This is a genomic window from Pseudomonas sp. GXM4, from assembly GCF_008923895.1.
Classification (GTDB): Bacteria; Pseudomonadota; Gammaproteobacteria; order Pseudomonadales; family Pseudomonadaceae; genus Aquipseudomonas; species Aquipseudomonas atacamensis.
This window is the reverse complement of sequence record NZ_WBRZ01000353.1, coordinates 1-4,662: the sequence shown is the minus strand read 5'-3', so window position 1 is coordinate 4,662 and position 4,662 is coordinate 1. Positions and strand designations below refer to the sequence as shown.

General features: G+C 61.0%; 3 protein-coding genes. 1 reads left to right on the top strand and 2 read right to left on the bottom strand.

The window, feature by feature from the left end:
- Positions 1-155: 155 nt before the first annotated feature.
- Complete coding sequence (locus F8N49_RS25685) at positions 156-875, top strand: FadR/GntR family transcriptional regulator (RefSeq protein ID WP_024013185.1); 720 nt, start codon at positions 156-158, stop codon at positions 873-875.
- Between the two features lie 264 nt (positions 876-1,139).
- Here the strand turns inward: F8N49_RS25685 and F8N49_RS25680 are convergent, their stop codons facing one another.
- Positions 1,140-3,524 (bottom strand): RND family transporter, encoded by a 2,385-nt coding sequence (locus F8N49_RS25680; protein ID WP_024013186.1) that lies wholly within the window; start codon positions 3,522-3,524, stop codon positions 1,140-1,142.
- A complete protein-coding gene (locus F8N49_RS25675; protein ID WP_151553102.1) occupies positions 3,521-4,564 on the bottom strand; it encodes a YCF48-related protein in 1,044 nt (347 codons plus the stop codon). The genes F8N49_RS25680 and F8N49_RS25675 overlap by 4 nt, the downstream gene beginning before the upstream one ends.
- Positions 4,565-4,662 lie beyond the last annotated feature (98 nt).

Sequence of the window (4,662 nt, the reverse complement as noted above, 5' to 3'; positions counted from 1 at the left end):
CCGGGACGCTCCGCGTCCCTTTCAGAGCTGGAACGCGGAGCGTCCCTTGAGGCATTCCCACGCAGAGCGTGGGAACGATCATTGCCTACCTCAAGATTGTGCCGTGCCTGCTATGATGCGCGGCATCTCCATCGCTCAGGATCGCGCCACTCCCCATGGATTACCGCAAACCTTCCGACCGTAAAAGCATGCACTCGCGCATCGTCCAGGAACTGGGCATGCAGATCGTCTCCGGACGCTTTTTGCCCGACGACAAACTGCCCGCCGAAGCCCTGCTGTGCGAGGAGTATGCGGTCAGTCGTCCGGTGTTGCGCGAAGCCACCCGGGTGCTGGTGGCCAAGGGTCTGGTGTATTCCAAGCCGCGCGTCGGCACCGTGGTCAAGGCGCGCCGCGAATGGCACATGCTCGACCCGGACGTACTGCACTGGTTGATGCAGAGCAGCCCGCAAAATGAGTTCTTCAACGTGCTGACCAGCGTGCGCAGCATCATCGAACCGGCAGCTGCCGCCCTCGCCGCCCAGCACGCAACCGATGCCGACATCGCCGCGATCAACGAAGCCTACCAACGCATGGAAGCCGCGCCGACCCCGGAAGCGCTGTTGCAGCCGGACCTGGACTTCCACAGCCGCATCGCCGATGCGACGCACAACGACTTGCTGGCGAACCTGTGCAACATGTTGGCGGTAGCGATTGCCGAGGCGTTGAAGCATTCCAATCAGCGGCCGAATCTGCATGAACTGGCGTTGCCCAGGCACAAGGCGATTCTGACCGCCATCGAGAACCGCGATGCCCTGGGTGCCCGGCATGCGACGCTGGTGCAGCTGGATGATGCGCGTAGTGCGTTGAGTGTTGTGCTTGGCGCAGAGCTTTCTTAGGGCTTGAGACCGCTTGCCCTCACCCTAGCCCTCTCCCAGAGGTAGAGGGGACCGATTGGGGGATATTTGAGATTTACGCCGACTTGAACGTTCTGCTGTGAATCCATAACCGACTCGGTATTTCAGGTCGATATATCTAGCCGCCCCCCTCGGTCAGTCCCCTCTCCCTCCGGGAGAGGGCTAGGGTGAGGGGCTCTTGATCTTGATTCACAAAAAAAGCCGCAACCCCTCAAGGTTGCGGCTTTGCCGTTTCAGTCCATCAGATCAATGCGCAAACAGCGAATTGCCCTTCTGCCCCGCCAGCTTCTCCGGCTTGATCAGGAACTTGGCCAGCGCCGGCAGCAGCCACAGCGCACCGAACATGTTCCACAGCAGCATGAAGGTCAGCATCAGGCCCATGTCGGCCTGGAACTTGATCGCCGAGAAGATCCAGGTGCACACGCCGATCGCCAGGCACAGGCCGGTGAACAGCACCGCTTTACCGGTCGACTTGAGCGTCTGGTAATAGGCTTCCTGCAACGGCAGCCCGGCACGCAGGAAACTTTCCAGGCGGCTGTAGATGTAGATGCCGTAGTCCACGCCAATCCCCACGCCCAACGCCACCACCGGCAGCGTCGCGACTTTCACGCCGATGCCCATGAACGCCATCAGCGCGTTGCCGAGCACCGAGGTGAGCACCAGCGGCAAGACGATGCACAGGGTTGCCGCCCATGAGCGGAAGGTGATCATGCACATCACTGCCACGCAGATGTACACCAGAATCAGGATGGTCAGCTCAGCCTGTTTGATGACTTCGTTGGTCGCTGCTTCGATCCCGGCGTTACCGGCGGCGAGGATGAATTCCAGGCCGTCCTTGTTGTTTTCCTTGGCGAACTCCTGCACCGCGTTGACCGCACGATCGAGGGTCTCAGCTTTGTGATCGTTGAGGAACACCAGCACTGGCGCCAGCGAGCAGCTGTTGTTGTACAGGCCATCGGCGCGGGCGATCGAGTTATTCAGTACGTCCGGGTTGCGCGACAGGGTTTCCCATTTCAGGTTGCCCTCGTTCATGCCCTTGATCATCTGCTTGGACACGGTCACCAGCGAGATCGCCGACTGCACGCCCTCGGTGTTCTGCATCTTCCACATCAGCTGATCGATCGGCGCCATGGCTTCGTAGCGCGAGCAGCCTTCGGCCTTGGTCTTGACCATCACCACCAGCACGTCGGAGCTGGTCGAGTAGTTGCTGATGATGAAGTTGTTGTCCTTGTTGTAGCGCGAGTCCGGACGCAGTTCCGGCGCGCCCTGGTCGAGGTCGCCGATCTTCAGGTTCTGGCTGTACCAGAGGCCGCCACCGAAAGCGATCAGGGCCAAGGCTACCGAAATCGGCGCGACTTTCGGGCTGGCGAAGTTCGACAGCAGGCGCCAGAACGGGTGCTCGCGGTTGGCGTCCTTCTTGCTCTTGGCAATCGCGCGCTTGCTGATGCCGACATAGGAAATCGCCACCGGCAGCAGGATCAGGTTGGTGAACACGATCACCGCAACGCCGATGGAGGCGCCGATAGCCAGTTCACGGATCACCCCGATGTCGATGATCAGCAGGGTGATGAAGCCCACCGCATCGGCGAGAATCGCGATCATCCCCGGCAGGAACAACTGGCGGAAGGTGCGCCGCGCAGCGGTCAGGGCGTTATCGGCCTCGCTGGATTGCAGGGCGATACCGTTGATCTTCTGCACGCCGTGGGAAATGCCGATGGCGAAAATCAGGAACGGCACCAGCATTGAATACGGGTCGAGCCCGAAGCCGAAGAAGTGCATCAACCCCAGTTGCCAGACCACCGCCACCAGCGTCGTGCTCAACACCGCGATGGTGCTGCGCAGGCAGTTGGTGAACCACAGCAGCAGTATCAGGGTGATGACGAAGGCGACACCGAAGAACAGCACCACCATCACCAGACCGTCGATCAGGTCGCCGACCTTCTTGGCGAAACCGACGATGTGGATCTTGATGTTGGGGTTCTGCGCTTCGAACTTGTTGCGGATCTTGTCTTCGAGTTCATGGGAGAACTGGCGATAGTCCAGCGCCAGCAACTTGCCCTGATCCTGCGGGTCCGGATAGGCCTCCAGCAGCGGGATGTCGACGATGCTCGACTTGAAGTCGTTGGCCACCAGACGCCCGACCTGGCCGGACTTGAGCACGTTGTTGCGCAGCAGATCGAGGCTGTCCTGCGAGCCGTTGTAGCTCTGCGGAATCACTTCGCCGCCGGCGAAACCCTCTTCGGTCACTTCGGTCCAGCGTACGCTCGGGCTCCACAGCGATTTGAGGCCGGAACGGTCGACGCCGGAAATGTAGAACACTTCGTCGTTGATCTGGCGCAGGGTCTCCATGTACTCCTTGGAGAAGATGTCGCCGTCGGTGGCCTCCACCGAAATACGCACGGTGTTGCCGAGGTTCGCCAGATCGTTGCGGTGCTCCATCATCTTTTCGATGAAGGGATGCTGCAGCGGGATCATTTTTTCAAAACTGGTCGACGGCCGAATCAGCGTGGCCTGCCAGAACAGGAAAATGCTCACCACCAGGCAGATCAGGATCACGGCCGGACGGTTGTTGAAGATCAGGCGCTCGAGAACCGTCGCCTTTTCCTGCTGAGGAGTGATCAAGGAAGTCATAGCCCCGCCTTCTTGTTATTGGTCTCGGCACCGTTTGGCTGGGTGATGTGCAAGCCACCCTGCCCGGTCAGAATCAGGTTGCCGTTGCCGGCGGCGGTGACCGACGACAGCGAAATGCGATCCGGGCGGTTGAACACGCTGAAGGTTTCGCCGTTGTCGCTGCTGCTGATCACCGAGCCGCCGTTGCCGACGATGACGATCGAGCCGTCTTCCAGCAGCGTGCCGCCGGACAGGCCGAACTCCAGCGCACCGCGTGCGGCTTTGAGTTCGACCTGCTCCCAGTTGCTGCCGAAATCAGTGGAGCGATAAAGATTGCCGCGCAAGCCGTACGCCAGCAGGGTCTGCGGCTGCGCCGTGCCGATCACGCCGAACAGCGAACCTTCGTACGGGCCTTCAAGCTTTTCCCAGGTCTGGCCGTTATCGGCGGAGCGGAACATGCTGCCGGACTCGCCGACGATGAACAGCCCGGCGTCTTTCACGGCGGCGATGGCGTTGAGGTGGAACTGGTCTTCGTTGTCGAGGCGATCGCTGACGTCTTCCCAGTTTTTGCCGCCGTCGGTGGTTTCCAGCAGCGTGCCGTAGGCGCCCACGGCAAAGCCGCTGCTGGCGTCCTTGAACCAGACGTCGAGCAGCGGCGATTCGCGTGCGAGGTCTTCGAATTGCTTGGTCCAGGTCAGACCGCCGTCTGCGCTGGCGAGAATCTGTGCGTCGTGGCCCACGGCCCAACCGTTTTTGTCGTCGACGAAATACACGGCGGTGAGCAGTTGCCGGGTCGGCACCTTGGCCTGGGTCCAGGTCTTGCCCTGGTCATCGGAATAGACGATGTGCCCGCGATCGCCGACCGCGACCAGACGCGCGCCAGCGTGGACGACATCGAGAATCAGGCTTTTTGCGGCCTTGGCCGATTCGGTGGCATAGACCACGTCAGCCGGGGCCTCGGCGGCAATCACAGGTGCCGATAACGTGGCGAAGCCCAGCAGCGAGAGTGCTGTGGCCAGCAACGCGGTGTTGCGTAACGCCGGCGGGCGGCAACGACTCATAGACCTTCCCCTATTTATTATTGTTGGGCCATCGGGCCTTCAAGGGCGCCGCAAGGGTGCTCGGCTAGTGGCAGATCAGAAGCATAGTCCTGAAACCC